13 protein-coding genes and 1 tRNA gene are annotated in these 14,462 nt (G+C 68.8%); 6 read left to right on the forward strand and 8 right to left on the reverse strand.

The annotated features are described in order from the left end of the window. Positions 1-144 precede the first annotated feature (144 nt). The 3 genes from HFP15_RS20630 (at position 145) to HFP15_RS20640 (ending at position 3,398) form a co-directional block, all read left to right on the forward strand. Positions 145-2,304: a transglycosylase domain-containing protein gene (locus HFP15_RS20630; protein ID WP_168518102.1), complete on the forward strand. Its 2,160-nt coding sequence runs from the start codon at positions 145-147 to the stop codon at positions 2,302-2,304. Between the two features lie 43 nt (positions 2,305-2,347). Next, positions 2,348-3,295, forward strand: a complete 948-nt coding sequence (locus HFP15_RS20635) for a metallophosphoesterase (RefSeq protein WP_168518377.1) — start codon at positions 2,348-2,350, stop codon at positions 3,293-3,295. A gap of 29 nt (positions 3,296-3,324) precedes the next feature. After that, positions 3,325-3,398, forward strand: a tRNA-Pro gene (locus HFP15_RS20640). Positions 3,399-3,678: 280 nt separating this feature from the next. Here the strand turns inward: HFP15_RS20640 and HFP15_RS20645 are convergent. Further along, positions 3,679-4,419: a methyltransferase domain-containing protein gene (locus tag HFP15_RS20645; RefSeq protein WP_168518104.1), complete on the reverse strand. Its 741-nt coding sequence runs from the start codon at positions 4,417-4,419 to the stop codon at positions 3,679-3,681. Positions 4,420-4,453: 34 nt separating this feature from the next. Here HFP15_RS20645 and HFP15_RS20650 point away from each other — a divergent pair, with 34 nt between their 5' ends. Together HFP15_RS20650 and HFP15_RS20655 are read left to right on the forward strand one after the other, a co-directional pair. Next, positions 4,454-6,283, forward strand: coding sequence for a S9 family peptidase (locus tag HFP15_RS20650; RefSeq protein WP_168518106.1), 1,830 nt, complete (start codon positions 4,454-4,456; stop codon positions 6,281-6,283). Positions 6,284-6,285: 2 nt separating this feature from the next. Beyond that, positions 6,286-7,092, forward strand: a complete 807-nt coding sequence (locus HFP15_RS20655; protein WP_168518108.1) for an alpha/beta fold hydrolase — start codon at positions 6,286-6,288, stop codon at positions 7,090-7,092. Here the strand turns inward: HFP15_RS20655 and gad are convergent. The 4 genes from gad to HFP15_RS20675 form a co-directional block, all read right to left on the reverse strand. Continuing rightward, positions 7,089-8,480, reverse strand: a complete 1,392-nt coding sequence (gene gad / locus HFP15_RS20660) for a glutamate decarboxylase (RefSeq protein WP_168518110.1) — start codon at positions 8,478-8,480, stop codon at positions 7,089-7,091. The genes HFP15_RS20655 and gad overlap by 4 nt on opposite strands. Positions 8,481-8,560: 80 nt before the next feature. Then, positions 8,561-9,037, reverse strand: coding sequence for a Dps family protein (locus HFP15_RS20665; RefSeq protein WP_168518112.1), 477 nt, complete (start codon positions 9,035-9,037; stop codon positions 8,561-8,563). 25 nt (positions 9,038-9,062) lie between these two features. Then, a complete protein-coding gene (locus HFP15_RS20670; protein WP_168518113.1) occupies positions 9,063-9,488 on the reverse strand; it encodes an organic hydroperoxide resistance protein in 426 nt (141 codons plus the stop codon). Between the two features lie 127 nt (positions 9,489-9,615). After that, a complete protein-coding gene (locus HFP15_RS20675) occupies positions 9,616-10,179 on the reverse strand; it encodes an NADPH-dependent FMN reductase (protein WP_168518115.1) in 564 nt (187 codons plus the stop codon). Between the two features lie 104 nt (positions 10,180-10,283). Here HFP15_RS20675 and HFP15_RS20680 point away from each other — a divergent pair, with 104 nt between their 5' ends. Next, the gene (locus HFP15_RS20680; protein ID WP_168518117.1) at positions 10,284-11,342 is read left to right on the forward strand and encodes an alpha/beta hydrolase; all 1,059 of its coding nucleotides are present in this window, start codon (positions 10,284-10,286) and stop codon (positions 11,340-11,342) included. A gap of 64 nt (positions 11,343-11,406) precedes the next feature. Here the strand turns inward: HFP15_RS20680 and HFP15_RS20685 are convergent, their stop codons facing one another. The 3 genes from HFP15_RS20685 to HFP15_RS20695 form a co-directional block, all read right to left on the reverse strand. Beyond that, a complete protein-coding gene (locus HFP15_RS20685; protein WP_168518119.1) occupies positions 11,407-11,913 on the reverse strand; it encodes a hypothetical protein in 507 nt (168 codons plus the stop codon). A 375-nt stretch (positions 11,914-12,288) separates the two neighbouring features. Next, complete coding sequence (locus tag HFP15_RS20690; protein ID WP_168518121.1) at positions 12,289-12,882, reverse strand: acyl-CoA-like ligand-binding transcription factor; 594 nt, start codon at positions 12,880-12,882, stop codon at positions 12,289-12,291. Beyond that, positions 12,863-14,353 carry an MFS transporter gene (locus HFP15_RS20695; RefSeq protein WP_168518123.1) on the reverse strand — a complete coding sequence of 497 codons (1,491 nt, stop codon included), beginning with the start codon at positions 14,351-14,353 and terminating at the stop codon, positions 12,863-12,865. Before HFP15_RS20695 ends, HFP15_RS20690 begins: the two co-directional genes overlap by 20 nt. Positions 14,354-14,462 lie beyond the last annotated feature (109 nt).

Consider the following 14,462-nt stretch of genomic DNA (forward strand, 5'->3'; position numbering starts at 1 on the left):
ACGGACTGTAGGGCCACTCGGTTCCCTCCGCCAAGGTCTGACCGTTAATTCGTTACGTGAAAACGTCGCATTCGCGGACGCAACGTGGTATTCCGCGCGTGGACCGCGGGCGCCGGACATATCGGTCCTACTAGTCTGGGCTCCGTGCGGAAGACGGATGGTCTGTTCAAACTGCTCGGCCTGTGCCTGCTCGCGGGCATTCTCGTCGCCGGCGTGCTGTTTCCCATAGTGGGAGCGGCCGGGGTGGCCTCGAACAAGGCCAGCGAGACGGTCGAAAGCATGTCCACCGAACTCGCGAACGTGCCTCCGCCGCTGGTCACGACCATTACGGACTCCGCGGGCGCGCCGATCGCGACGCTGTACGACCAGTACCGCATCCCCACGCCCAGCAACAAGATCAACGAGGCGATGAAGTGGGCGCTGGTGTCCGTTGAGGACCGCCGCTTCTACGAACACCACGGCGTGGACTGGAAGGGCACGATCCGCGCCGCACTGTCCAACAGCTCCGGTGGCGACACGCAGGGCGCGTCGACGTTGACGCAGCAGTACGTGAAGAACTACCTCATCAACGTCATCTACAAGGACGACCCGGTCGGCCAGCAGAAGGCGCAGGAACAGTCGGTCGCCCGCAAGCTCAAGGAAGCGCGGATCGCGATCCAGCTCGAAACCCAGCTGAGCAAGGACGACATCCTCACCAGCTACCTCAACGTCGTCGAGTTCTCGCGCAAGATCTACGGCGTCGGCGCGGCCGCGCAGACCTACTTCAACACCACCGCGGACAAGCTCACCGTGCCGCAGGCGGCGCTGCTGGCCGGCATGGTGAACAACCCGCCGTTCTACGACCCGTGGACGCACCCCGAGCGCGCCACCGAGCGCCGCAACCTGGTGCTGGACCGCATGGTGGAGAACCGCAAGCTCGCGCCGGAAGACGCCGCGAAGATGAAGACCGAGCCGCTGGGCGTGGTGCCCGGCGGGCCGAGCAAGCCGGCCGCGAACTGCACGGGTGCCGGGCCGGAGAACGGTTTCTTCTGCCAGTACGTGCAGGACTACCTGCTCACCAACGGCATGACGAAGGAAGACCTCTACACCGGCGGCTACACGATCCGCACCACAATGGACCAGAACGCCAACCACCAGGCGAAGGTCTCCGCCGAGCAGCAGGTCGACAAGACCGAGAAGAACGTCGCGAACACGCTTTCCCTTGTGCGGCCAGGAAAGGACCGGCACGAGGTGGTCGCGCTCGCGGCCAACCGGGACTACGGGCCGGATGCGAGCAAGGGTCAGACGACGTACGCACTGCCCTCGGACGTCTCCAACGTGACCGGTGCCGGATCGAGCTACAAGCTCTTCACCACCGCGTCGGCGATGGAACAACACAAGGTCGGCATCTATTCGACCATCCAAACGCCACAGAACTATGTGTCCAACGTCTTCGTGGGTGGCGGACCGAGCTGTCCTTTGGTGGCACGGGGAACCCGCGCGTACTGCCTGAGCAACTACGGGGAAAGCGGGTACGGCCCGTCGATGTCGTTGCAGCAGGCGCTGGCGACATCACCCAACACCGGGTTCGTGATCCTGGAGGAACAGGCCGGGATGGGCCCGGTGACCGACATGGCGCGGCGACTGGGCATGCGCAACACCATGGCGTCCAACGCGGCGAACGGCGGGACGGTTGATCCGAGCAACAGGGACCCGGCCTACAACATGAGCCAGCAGAAGTACTTCGGGCCGGGCGGGTCCATGCAGGCCGGCCTCGGGTCGTTCACCCTCGGCGTGAGCCCGACCAGCGGACTCGAACTGGCCAACGTCGCCGCCACGATCATGAGCGGCGGCGTGTGGTGCCCGCCGACGCCGATCGGCGCCGTCACCGACCGCGACGGCAACCCGAAGAAGGTCAACGAGGCGCCGTGCGAGCAGGCCGTGCCCGAAGGCCTTGCCAACTCGCTCGCGGTCGGGATGAGCCAGGACGCGACGTCGGGTACCTCGGCGACGGCCGCACGTGCCGTGAACTGGAACCGGCCGATGATCGGCAAGACCGGTACCACCCAGGACAGCGGTTCGGCCGCGTTCGTGGCGGCCGTGCCGCAACTGGCCGGTGCCGCGATGGTGTTCCGCCCGGACAACCCCTTCGGCGGCCTGATCGACGGCGGTCCCGGCAACGTCACCGCCACGAGGGGCACCGCCGACGGCAACATGTTCGGCGGGAAAACCCCGGCGCGAACGTGGTTCGGCGCGATGACGAACATCCTCAACGGGCAACCGGTGATCCCGCTGCCACCTTCGGACCCGGCGTACGAGCATTAGGGGTGGCCGTATCCTCGGACGCGTGGGTACTGACCGTGACAGGATGACCGCCGCCAGGATCGCGGCGGGAGTTGCGGCGGCCGGAGCGGCGACGCTCGGGTACGCCGTCGGAGTGGAACGGCGGCACTGGACGCTGCGCAGCGCGGAACTGCCGGTGCTCGCGCCCGGCGCGCGGCCCATCCGGGTGCTGCACATCTCCGACCTGCACATGATGCCGGGGCAGGAGTCGAAGCAGCGGTGGGTCGCCGGGCTCGCCGACCTCGAACCGGACTTCGTCGTCAACACCGGCGACAATCTCGCGCATCCGCAGGCCGTGCCGTACGTGCTGCGCTCACTCGGGACGCTGCTCGACCGGCCGGGCGTGTTCATCTTCGGCAGCAACGACTACTACGCACCCAAGCCGAAGAACCCGGCGCGGTACCTGATGCCGCGCGGCAAGAAGAAGCGCATTCACGGCAAGCACCTACCGTGGCGCGACCTGCGCGCGGCGTTCATCGAGCGCGGCTGGCTCGACCTGACCCACGTGCGGCGCACCGTGGACGTGGCCGGGCAGCAGGTGTTCGTCGCCGGAGTGGACGATCCACACCTGCGCCGCGACCGCTACGAGAAAATCGCAGGCCACGCCGACCGCGACGCGGCACTCCGCCTCGGCATCACCCACTCCCCGGAGCCCCGCGTACTCGACCCGTTCGCCGACGACGGCTACGACCTGGTCATGGCCGGCCACACCCACGGCGGACAGCTGCGTATCCCCGGCATCGGCGCGCTGGTGACCAACTGTGATCTCGATCGCTCCCGGGCCCGTGGCGTCTCCCGGTGGGGCGCCGACATGTGGCTCCACGTGTCCGCCGGCCTGGGCACCAGCCCCTTCGCCCCCGCCCGTTTCGCCTGCCCACCCGAGGCCAGCCTGCTGACCCTGGTCCCACGGGGCACGAGCGGCGAACGGACCGAAAAGCAAACCCCCCGCAAAGCCCGCAGCGACATCCGCTAGACTTCACCTCGGCCCGTTAAGCAGTACATCGGGGTGTGGCGCAGCTTGGTAGCGTGCCTCGTTCGGGTCGAGGAGGTCGTGGGTTCAAATCCCGCCACCCCGACGGAAGATCTGGGAGATCCCTATCTGCGGAATGCGCAGATAGGGATCTTCTTTTGTGTCTTCTGGGGGTCGAACCCCCAGACCCCCGCCGGGGGCAAGCCCCCTGGACCCCCTCGCGTTGGCGCTGGCGCGCCTCGCGAAGCGACCGCTTCGTGGTGACTTCGGGTTGGTGGCGCTGTTGCCATGGGGAGGTGGCGGCGCGGCTTGGGTGGTCGGTCCAGACTCCTCCTGGCCCCTTCGTCCTGCGATCTCTAGGGGACCCGACCAGGACCCACCAACCACTACTTCCGGGCCACCAACTCCACCCAGCATTGGGCGAAATCGCCGTCGCCGCTGTGGGACCAGGCCCAGGCCGACCTTGCCGCCGAAGCGAGTTGGTCGTCCGGGGACGTGCGCAGGGCCGCGTCCAGACGGGTTTCCACGTAACGCGCCAGTTCGCGGTAGGACATGTCCGGCCGATACCGGGCGTGGGTGGACACCTCACCGAAACCCGCGTCGGCGACCAGCCCTGCGATGTGCTTACCGGCAAAGGGATCTCCGCCCGCTCGGCGGCGCAACAGGTAGTGCCCCCGCAGTGCGGCGGTCACATTCGCCGTCTTCGGGCGGATCCTGGCCCGGCTCCAGTCCGAAGTAGACAGGGCGAGGGTGCCGCCGGGCCGCAGCACACGATTCAACTCGCGCAGCGCCACCACGGGACGTGCGAGATGTTCGAACAGGGCGTGCGCGAAGACCACATCGACGCTCTCCGACGCGATCGGCAGGTCGTACACCGAACCGGCCACCAGGTCCACAGTGGACTCCGCGGGAAACTGGCCGGGCGAGGCGTCCAAACCCACGACGCGGCCCTCGCCCACGTAGGGGAGGAAGCCACGCGTGATCGAACCCGGGCCGCACCCTACGTCGAGCACCCGTTGCCCCGGACGGAGTAACCGGACCACGAACTGGGCCCGATCGCTCGCCGTGCGCGCAGACATCATCGACAGTGCGTCATCAGAAAACCCGGGCGCGTATCCCTCCAGCACCCACTCACCGTACGGGCCTGGCAGGATCTCAGGTGTGACTACCCAGCACCCGCCCGCAGTGATTCCTGACCGCCTCTTCGACGACGCCGAGGCCGAGGCCCGCTGGCGCGCCCGCTTCCATGCCCCGCGCATGTCGACGCCGGGCTGGGCACTCGACGCACCGGACGCGAACATCTACGTGTCCAACGCGAGCGGCGTCTGGGAGGTGTACGCGTGGGACCGGTCGACCGGCGAGCACCGCCGCGTCACCGACCGCCCCAACGGCACCCTGCACGCCACCACCTCGCCCGACGGCGCGTGGATCTGGTGGTTCAACGACACCGACGGCGACGAGTTCGGCTCGTGGGTTCGTGAGCCCTTCGCTCCCGGCGTGATCGAGACCGCGGTTCCGGGCGTGCACGACGGGTACCCGGCCGGTCTGGAGATCGGGCACCGCGTGGTCGCGGTCGGCGTGTCCACCGACGAGGGCAGCGAGCTGTTCGCCCACATCGACGGCGAGACCAACCGCTTCTATGCGAGCAAGGACGACGCCAGCGTCGCGTCGCTCTCCCGCGACGAGCGGCTGCTGGCCATCTCGCACTCCGAGCACGGCGACTCCCGGCATCCCGCCGTGCGCGTCCTCGCGACCGGCGGTTTCTCCGCCGTCGCGGACAAATGGGACGGCGAGGGCAAGGGCCTCACCCCGCTGGAGTTCTCCCCTGTCGCGGGCGATCCCCGGCTGCTGATGCTGCACGAGCGCCGCGGCCACGAGGAGCTGCTGATCTGGGACGTCGAGGCCGACACCGAGACCGAGGTCTCGCTCGACCTGCCCGGCGAGGTCGCCGCCGAGTGGTATCCGAAGGCCGACGCGCTGCTGGTCGTGCACTTCCACGAAGGCCGCAGCTCGCTGTACCGCTACGACCTCGCCGACGGCGCACTGTCCTCTTTGGAGACTCCGAAGGGCAGGATCGGCGGTGCCGCGGTGCGTCCGGACGGCACCGTCGAATACTCGTGGTCCAGCGCGGCCGAGCCCACGGTGATCAGGGCGCGCACCGCCGACGGCACCGACAGCGTGCTGCTCACCCCGCCCGGCGAGCCCGCCCCGCATTCGCAACCGGTGGTGGACGCGTTCGTCGAGGGACCGGGCGGCCGGGTGCACGCGCTGGTCGCACGGCCGGCGAACGCGCCGGACGGACCGGTACCGACGGTGTTCACCCTGCACGGCGGACCGCATTCGGCGGACGAGGACCGGTTCTCCGCCTACCGCGCGGTGTGGCTGGACGCCGGGTTCGCGGTGATCGAGGTCAACTACCGCGGTTCGACCGGGTACGGGTCGGCCTGGCGCGACGCGATCGAGGGCCGCCCGGGGCTGACCGAACTCGAGGACGTCGCCGCGGTGCACGACTGGGCCGTCCAGAGTGGACTCGCGGACCCGGCGAAATGCGTGGTGTCCGGGGCGTCCTGGGGCGGCTACCTGACCCTGCTCGCCATCGGCACGCAGCCGGACCGGTGGGCGGCGGCGGTGTCGAGCGTGCCGGTGGCCGACTACGTGGCCGCGTACGAGGACGAGATGGAGCAGCTTCGCGCGTTCGACCGGGCGCTGTTCGGCGGCTCGCCGGAGACCGTGCCCGCCGTGTACCGCGAGTGCTCGCCGCTGACCTATGTCGAGGCGGTGAAGGCGCCGGTGATGGTGCTGGCCGGCGACAACGATCCGCGCTGCCCGATCCGGCAGATCGAGAACTACCTCGACCGTCTGGCCGCGCGGGACGTGCCGTACGAGTTCTACCGCTACGACGCCGGGCACGGATCGCTCGTGATCGCCGAGACCATCAGGCAAACCGCGGCGGAGGTGTTCTTCGCGCTGCGGGCACTCGGGATGCGGTAGCGATGGACCTGTGTCTGGAGACGTTCGGCGCGACGAACGATCCGGCGCTGCTGCTGATCGGCGGTGCGTCCTCGTCGATGGACTGGTGGGACACCGAGTTCTGCGAGCGGCTGGCGGCGCCCGGCCGGTTCGTCATCAGGTACGACCACCGTGACACCGGGCAGTCCCCTGGCTCGCCGCCGGGCGAACCGCGCTACACCTCCGCGGACCTGGCCACCGATCCGCTGCGGATCCTCGACTCCCTCGGCATCGACCGCGCGCACTTCGTCGGTCTGTCGATGGGCGGCGGCATCGCGCAGCTGCTCGCCGCGCTGCACGGCGACCGCGTACGCACGCTGACCCTCATCGCGACCGCGCCGGCCGGCGCGCGGACCGGCAGCGAAGCGCTGCCGCCGCTGAACCCACCGGCGAGCCCGCCGGCGCCGGACTGGCACGACCGGGCGGCGGTGATCGACTACCTGGTCGCGGACCAGCGCGCCCACGGCGGCACGCCGTTCGGCGAGGAGCGGGTCCGACGGCTGGCAGGCAAGGTCGTCGACCGGACCCGCGACATGGCCGCGAGCGCGGTCAATCACTCGCTCGCGGCGGGTAACACGCCCTCGTTCCGGCTCGCCGACATCGCCGCCCCGACGCTGGTCATGCACGGCACGGCCGATCCGCTGTTCCCGCCGGCCTACGGGGCGGCGCTCGCGGCCGAGATTCCCGGCGCGCGGCTGGTCCCGCTCGACGGCATGGGGCACGAGTACCCGCCGCCGCGGCTGTGGGACGTCGTGACCGCCGAGATCATCCGGCACACCGGCGACCGCTAGTGGTGGAAGGCGGTGCTGGTCTCGGGATCGTGGCTAGGCCCCGGCTGCCGCTCCAGTTCGGGCAGTAGCCGTGTCAGGTCCTCGATCAGCAGGTCGGCGAGGTCGTGCGTGAAACCGTTGCGGCACACCACGCGCAGCACCGCCAGGTCGGTGCGGTTGTCCGGGAACGTGTACGCGGGCACGAGCCACCCGCGTTCCCGTAGCCGCCGCGACACGTCGAAGACATCGAACGAGGTCACGTCCGGTTTGGTGGTGAACGCGAACACCGGCAGCTGGTCGCCACGGGTGAGCAGCTGGAACGGGCCCAGCCTGCCGATCCGGTCGGCGAGGTCGGTCGCGACATCGCGCGAAGCCTGTTGCACGGCGCGGAATCCGTCGCGGCCGAGCCGGACGAACGTGTAGTACTGCGCGGCGACCTCCGCACCCGGCCGTGAGAAGTTCAGCGCGAAGGTCGGCATGTCGCCGCCCAGGTAGTTGACGTTGAACACCAGTTCCGAGGGCAGCGCGGCCTTGTCCCGCCAGATCACCCAGCCGACGCCCGGATAGACCAGCCCGTACTTGTGGCCCGAGGTGTTGATCGACGCGACCCGCGGCAGCCGGAAGTCCCACTCCAGGTCCGGATCGAGGAACGGGGCGATCATCGCGCCGGACGCGCCGTCGACGTGGACGGGGATGTCGAGCCCGGTGCGCTCGGCCAGCTCGTCCAGCGCGGCGGCGATCTCGGCGACCGGTTCGTAGCTACCGTCGAAAGTGGACCCGAGGATCGCGACGACGCCGATGGTGTTCTCGTCGCAGCGGGCGACCGCCTGCTCGGCGCTGAGATGGAACCGGTCGCCCTCCATCGGCACCAGGCGCGGTTCGACCTCCCAGTACTCGCAGAACTTCTCCCAGCACACCTGGACGTTCGTGCCCATGACCAGGTTCGGCTTGCCCGCACGGCCCAGCTTCGACCAGCGGCGCTTGAGCGCCATCCCGGCGAGCATGCAGGCCTCGGACGAACCCGTGGTCGAACAGCCGATGATCGCCTCCGGATCGGGGGCGTGCCACAGCTCGGCGAGGATGTTGACGCAGCGCCGCTCCAGCTCGGCGGTCTGCGGGTACTCGTCCTTGTCGATCATGTTCTTGTCGGCGCATTCGGCCATCAGCTCGCGCGCCTGCGGTTCCATCCACGTCGTGACGAACGTGGCGAGGTTGAGGCGCGCGTTGCCGTCGAGCATCAGCTCGTCACGCACGAGCTGCAACGCCGTGTCGGCGGGCACCGGTTCGTCGGCGAGCCGGTGATGCGGCAACGTCAGCTCCGCCGCATATGCCGGATTCGTGCCGCCCACCAGCGGATTGCTGCCGCCACGCCGTTCGGCCCGCCGCGCTTTCCCGGATTGCAAGACCATGCTCGGAACCTAACCCAAAAAGCCGCGAGGGGCCCCCTGACGGCGGATGCCACATCAGGGAGCCCCTCACGGCGGAACGATCAGGCCTGCTGGGCCTGCCACATCCAGTGCGCCTTCTCCAGCGCCTGCGTGATCTCGATGAGCAGGTCCTGGGTGACGAGGTCGCTCTTGTCGGTCTCGTCGATGCGCTTGCGTAGCCGCTGGATCAGCTCGTCGAGGGCCGCGACGATCGCCGCGATCGTCGCCTCGACGTTCTGCCAGTTGTCCGGGTACTCGGGCAGCCCCGAGCTCTCCACCACGGTCTTGGCCTTGCCGTTGGGCGATACGCCGATCGCGTTGGCGCGCTCGGCGACCTCGTCCACGTAGGTGCGGGCCGTCGACACCAGCTCGTCGAGCTGCAGGTGCACGCTGCGGAAGTTCGCACCCACCACGTTCCAGTGGGCCTGCTTCGCGATCAGCGACAGATCGATGAGGTCGACCAGCGTGGACTGCAGGACGTTACCGGTGATCTCCTTGTCGCTCGCGGTCAGCGGACTGGAGATCGGAGAGTTTGCCATTGGTTTTCCTCTCTTCCCTCGAACCTCATTCGGTGGTCGCGATTACCTCGACTTCGATGTTTCCTCGTGTCGCACGGGAGTACGGGCAGATCTGGTGTGCCGTGGCGGCGATTTCGCTCGCCTTCCCCTGTTCCAGCCCCGGCAGGTGCGCCACGAGCTTGACGGTGAGCCCGAACCCCTCACCTTCCTTGCCGATTCCCACCTCGGCGGTGACCGTCGAACCGGACAGCTCGGCCTTCGCCTGTCGCGCCGCCACCTGGATCGCGCTATGGAAGCAGGCCGAATAGCCGGCGGCGAACAACTGTTCCGGGTTGGTGTACTCACCACCCGGCCCGCCCATCTCCTTCGGGATGGAAAGCTGCTCGTCGATCACCCCGTCGGACGAGGTGACCTCGCCGTTGCGGCCGTCACCGCGGGCGGTGGCGATCGCCGTGTACAACACCTCGACCATGCTCGTTCGCACCTCCTGTTCCCGGAAGCCTCACGCTTTCACAAGGAACAACGTCTCGCATCCCGCGAAACTGCCAGGAATGTCCGTTGTCAACGGCGGATTACCCGGGAGGCGATGCGGGCAACCCTCACCGTCGTGCGAACTCCGTCACCTGCCTGCCGATCAGGCGCAGATTGGCGACGATCTTGTCGTCGGAGGCGCCGCCGGTCTCGTCGAACTTGACCTCCGCGGTGTTGACCGCACCCCCGAGCGGGGTCGGCCAGCCCCGCAGCGCGTGCGCGATCGTGCGCAGCTGGTCGAGCGTGGTGACGGCGGCCTGCCAGCCGTAGGCGGCCGCGACCAGGCCGACGGCGCGGCCGTCGAGGTAGGGGCGTGTGTCGTGACGGAGGTCCTCGATGTAGTCCAGCGCGTTCTTGACCAGGCCGGACAGTGCGCCGTGGTAGCCGGGCGAGACGATGATCAGGCCGTCGGCCCGGCGGATGGTCTCCACCAGGTGCTCGGCTTCGGCGGTGCGGTCGGGGATACCCGTGTCGTAGAAGGGCAGGACCAGCTGGCTTCCGGTGACCGCCCGGGTCGTCGCGCCGGCCTCTTCGGCGCCGCTCAGCGCTATCCGCAGCGCGCGTTCCGACTGGGATCCGGCCCGTAGCGAGCCGCCGATACCGACCACGTTGATCACCGAGGAGGAAGTCACACGATCGAGGCTAGACCCTCCACCTAACTGGAGGACCAGCTCCGGGGACCGAGGCACGAATCACATCTGGCCTTCGTCCCTACCGATGGGTAACGTCAATGGTCATGGCAAACCCACTACGGTCCCGCGCCGAAGCGGTCGCGGCCCAGCTGGTGTTCGGCCTGCCACGGGCGTTGCGCAGGAGCATCGCGGGCAGGCCGGTCCAGATCGATGGGCAGCAACTCGCTCTCGACGCGCAGTTACTGCTCCGGCTACAGCAGATCGCCGGCGTGTCGATGGCGAGAAACACCCCTGAACTGGCGCGCGAGATGCTCGCCGCGTCCCAGCACCTGGTCAGCGGAAAGCCGATCCAGCCGGTCAGCACACGCGAGGTGACGATCCCGGACAGCAACGGCGACATCCCGGCGACGCTCTACAGCCCGGCGGGCGCCTCGTCGTCCTCGGGGCTGCTGGTCTTCTTCCACGGCGGTGGCTGGGTGATCGGCACGCGGGCGAGCCATGACAACACGGCACGGTTTTTCGCGCGGCACGCCGGCGTGCGCGTGCTGTCGATCGAGTACCGGCTGGCGCCCGAGCACCCGTTCCCCGCGGCCACGGAGGACGCGCTGGCGGCGTTCCTCTTCGCCCACGCCAAGGCGAGCGATCTCGGCGCCCATCCCGATCGCATCGCGGTGGGTGGTGACAGCGCGGGCGGCAACCTCGCGGCGGTCGTCACGCACGCGGCCAAGGAACGCGGCGGTCCGATGCCCGCGTTCCAGCTGCTGATGTACCCGGGCGTCGACGGCTCGACGCGGCGCCGCTCGCGTGAGCTGTTCAGCGACGGCTTCTTCCTCACCGACGCCGACATGACGTGGTTCCTCGACCACTACGCGCCGACCGGTGTCGACCGCACCGATCCGCGGCTGTCGCCGTTGCTGAACAACGACTTCTCGGGTCTGCCGCCGGCCTACGTCGCGACCGCCGGTTTCGACCCGCTGCGCGACGAAGGCGAGGAGTACGCGGCGAAACTGCGGGACGCCGGGGTACCGACGGCGTTGAGCAGGCAGCACGACCTCATCCACGGCTACGTGAACTTCCTCGGCATCGGGACCCGCTTCCGCGAGGCGACCGCGGAGGCGGCAGGCGCGCTGCGCCTCGGCCTTTCCGGCATCGGGAGCGCCTGAAAAAAACCGGAGCCCGGCGTGGATGCGCACGCCGGGCTCCGGTCCCCCTCTTTCGACCGGCTCGTTATGCGGCCGGCAGACCCGGCACCGGCAGCGAGGGCACGCCACCACCGAGAAGCGAGCCGAGCAGGCTCGTCACGAGGGTGAGCAGGTTCTTCAGCAGGTTGCTCACGATGTTGAGCGGCGGCGGCAGATCAGGCAGGCTCGGCACCGCGGGCAACTGCTTGGCCGTGGCCGCCTGCGACGGGTCCATCAGGATCCGGCTGGCCTCCGTGGACTCTCCTTGCGCGGTGCCCGCCATCTGCTGCGCGTCGGACTGGATGGAGTACTTCTGCCCGGCGGCGAGGTCGCCGAGCAACGGGTCGAACCGGCCCAGCGCGCGCTGGGTGCCCTGCACGTCGCCGGCGTAGGCGGACCTCGCCAGGTCGTCGCGCATCTGCAGCAGTTGCTGCCCGGCAGCTTGAGTGCTGGAAGTACCCTTGCCCCCCGCGCTGGCCACGCCGCCCCCGACCAACGCAAGCACGCTGCTGGCCACCACTACCGCGATGACTCGGGCGATCTTGCCTTTCATTCCTTACCTCCTGGCCTCTAGGGACCTAACAGGACTCATGCGTACCAACCGTGTTAGGCCCTCACCAGCCGACCACTCGGTAGGGCGGTTTCTCACCCTTACGTGCCGAATTCGAATAGAGGGAACTGACCCGCAAATGATGAACGCTTTGAGTTTGCGCTTAGCCCAGATGATCAAGACACCAGAGACGGGAAAACGCGGAGAGTGTTCGGTTCACTCCACCGTCCACTGTGCTCACCCACATCGATGGTTTCCGTGATCTATCCCCTTCATCACTCCGTTGTGAATGGGATTCGGCTACACCGTTGGGGAGACGGTCACTCACGTTTGTCGCAACGGCCACAGTGGTCGGTGGGCGGACCGAGCCGGCCGTTCTCAGAGCGGAAGACCGCGCTCGAGCTGCGCGAGTCCGCGGTCCAGCTCCGCCATCATCCGGTCCGGATCGTCGGCAGCGCCGAGATACGCGGCCAGCGCGATGCCGACCACCGCGCCCGAGAACATCCGCACCTCGAAGTCGTCGGGGTCGCGGCCCACGCGCCGCGCCACCGCCTCGTTGAGCATGGCCACCCCGTCGCCCATCTGCTCGAACAGCCGGGCACGTAGCTCCGGCACCGTGAAGACCAGCCGCTGCCTCGCGGTTTCCAGTTCGGACGCCTCGCTCGACATCGTGCCGAGCACCTCGCGCATCGACGCGCGGATGGCCGCGATCGGACTCAGCCCGGCGGGCTGGGCCACGAAGGCGTCGAGAAACACCGGGTCCATCCGGTCGAAGGCCACCGTTTCCTCTTTGGACGGGAAGTACCGGAAGAACGTGCTCTGCGAAACGTCGGCGGCCGCGGCGATCTGCTCGACCGTCGTCGCCTCGTAGCCCTGCTCGATGAACAGGCGCAACGCGTGGTCCTGGATCGAGGCCCTCGTCTTCGCCTTCTTGCGCTCTCGCAACCCGGGCTCACCCTGCGACGTACTCATTCTCCGATTGTGCCCCGGTGACGTCCTGCGCCTCCCGCGGCAGGAAGGCGAGCGCCACCGCCACCCCGAGCACCGCGAAAGCCGCGCACACCCATAACGTCGAGCTCATCCCGTGCATGAACGCCGCCCGCGCCGCGTCCGCCTGGCCGGGAACGCGCACGCCCACGGCCACGCTCTCGCGCACGGCGCCGGGCACCTGCGCCGGCAGCGCGCCGCGGTAGCCCGCGTTGAGCACCGTGCCGAGTATGGCCACCCCGAGCGTGCCGCCGATCTGCCGCATCGCCTGCAGTGCCCCGGAGCCGACTCCGCTGCGGGCCGGGCTCAGCGCGCCCATCGCGACGTCCATCGACGGCGGCAGCGAGAAGCCGAGCCCGACGCCGATCAGCGAAACCCACACGGCGACGAATCCGTACCCGTCCGTGCTCGCCGTGCGTGAGCCGAGCACGAGAGCCGTGACCATCAGCGCGAACCCGATCGCGACCACGATCTTCGCGCTGAGCATCCGGCGCAGCCGGTCGGCGACCTGGACGCCGGCGAGCAGCCCGCCGACGACCGGAAGCAGGCGCAGTCCCGTGCCGAGCGCGTCGGTGGCGTCGACGGCCTGGAAGTACTGCGGCAGCAGGAACATCGCACCCATCATCGCGAAGGACGCGAGTGTCGCGAGTACGCCGCCCCACAGGAAGCCGGGCGAGGCGAACAGACCGAGGTCGACGAGTGGATGGCGGGAACGGCGCAGTCCCAGGGCGAAGGAGACCAGCAGGAGCACACCGGCGACGATCGGGCCGAGCGCGTACGGCGACGTCCAGCCGCGCTCGCCGGCCTCCACGAGGCCGTAGGTCAGCGCGACGAGCCCCGCGCTGGACAGCACGATGCCCAGGTAGTCGACGTGTTGCGCGCGGTTGCCGGGAATGCTCGGCAGCAGCAACGCGAGCAGCCCCATGCCGAGGACGATCATCGGCACGTTGAGCAGGAAGACCGAGCCCCACCAGAAGTTGTCGAGCAGCCAGCCGCCGACGACCGGACCCAGTGGGATGCCCAGTGCCATCGCCGCCGCCCAGATGGCGATCGCGCGGGCGCGGTCCTTGCCGGGAAACAGCACGGTGAGCACGGACATCGACATCGGCACCATGGCCGCGCCGCCGATGCCGAGTGCGGCACGCGCGGCGATGAGCATCGGGGTGGATCCCGCGTACGCACAGGCCAGCGAGGCCAGGCCGAACAACGCGAGCGCGAACATCAGCACCCGCTTCGGACCGAAGCGGTCACCGAGCACACCGGCCGGCAGCAGGCCCGCGGCCAGTACCAGCGTGTACGCGTTCGAGAACCACTGCAGGTCACTCGTCGAGGCGTGCAGATCGACGGCGAGTGTGGGCAGGGCGACGGACAGGACGGTCACGTCGAGTCCGAACGCAAGTAGAGCGACCGCGAGCGCGCCGAGTGCCCACCAGCGCCGCGAGTCGGCTGCGGTCATTTCGCGCCCTTTCTGAGAGTGACTTTCTTTTGAAAGCTACCCTCACTTTTACCGGATGCCAAGCGGATAACGAGTTGCACGGGCGTGCCACTATCGGAGACGTGTTGCG

It is taken from the genome of Amycolatopsis acididurans (assembly GCF_012328925.1).
Classification (GTDB): domain Bacteria; phylum Actinomycetota; class Actinomycetes; order Mycobacteriales; family Pseudonocardiaceae; genus Amycolatopsis_E; species Amycolatopsis_E acididurans.